1 protein-coding gene is annotated in these 1035 nt (G+C 39.4%); it reads right to left on the reverse strand.

The window, feature by feature from the left end; genetic code table 11:
* The coding region (locus VER_RS10005) for a hemagglutinin repeat-containing protein (protein ID WP_202922166.1) at positions 1-1035 on the reverse strand (1035 nt) is incomplete at both ends.

Raw genomic sequence — 1035 nt, forward strand, 5'->3', positions numbered from 1 at the left:
TTAAAAAAAAAAAAAAACTCAGTGTTTTTTCTTTTTACCCTACCCGTAACACCTAAAGACGCACCTTTACTTTTTGTATCATTAGTAATACGTTGTCTATTTATACCCGCCTCTAATTGTATGTCTTTAGTAGCACTTAAGGCTATATTCTCACCTTGGATAGTTTCACCAATAGCCTGAATCGTACCAGTACTATTGGATTCATTACTATTACCTACAGCCGTAATCTGTACCACTCCATCACTATACACAGTGCCCCCTCTATAAGTCGTAGTAATAGCTGTACTTTCTTGCTCTGTAGAGCTAGAACCTATACTCATAGATACATTCACCTTCTTCAAGGCCTCTCTATCTAGCGCCTTATAGCTTTCAACAGTCTTACCATCAGAATCAGTTGTAGCGGGTACTTTCATCATAAGATTACTATCTATAGATTTACCTGCTTCTACGTATTCTAAAGCCTTTAATCTAGCGTCTCGTTGATTCTTCGTAGTACGTACGACATTACGTGCTGTATTAGCTACGTTCATGACCGTACCACCAAGGTTAACAGTAAGGCCCGAACTTCGTTCCTTATGATACGCATAGTCCATAATGGTATCTTCTTTTCCATCTAAACGTACAGAATTACCTGCAATCGTTACACCCTCTTTACCAATCATATCTGTAGTAGTAGCGTGTATAGTATGGCCTGCTTGAAGAGATACTATGCCCGATAATGAACCAATCTTAGTTCCCACTTGTGTAATGGCTTCTCCCTGTTGTTCATCAGTAGATTTTTTAGTTCCAATCATAAAGCCCATACCAGAACCCATAATCCCAGATTTCTTCACCTTTACATCTGCCATGGAGTAATCATATTGCTCCGCAGAAGTAGTGGTAATATCTTTACCAGCTCCTATATTCACATCAGCTGTACCTACTACTTGTGTTGCGATAAGGTTAATCGAGTCCCTGGCGCTAAGAGTAATTGTCTCACCTGATACAGTCGTACCAAGTACACCCGTATGTTTTGATTCGGTTTGTATGGTTGTT

It is taken from the genome of Veillonella sp. R32 (assembly GCF_010093125.1).
GTDB lineage: Bacteria > Bacillota > Negativicutes > Veillonellales > Veillonellaceae > Veillonella_A.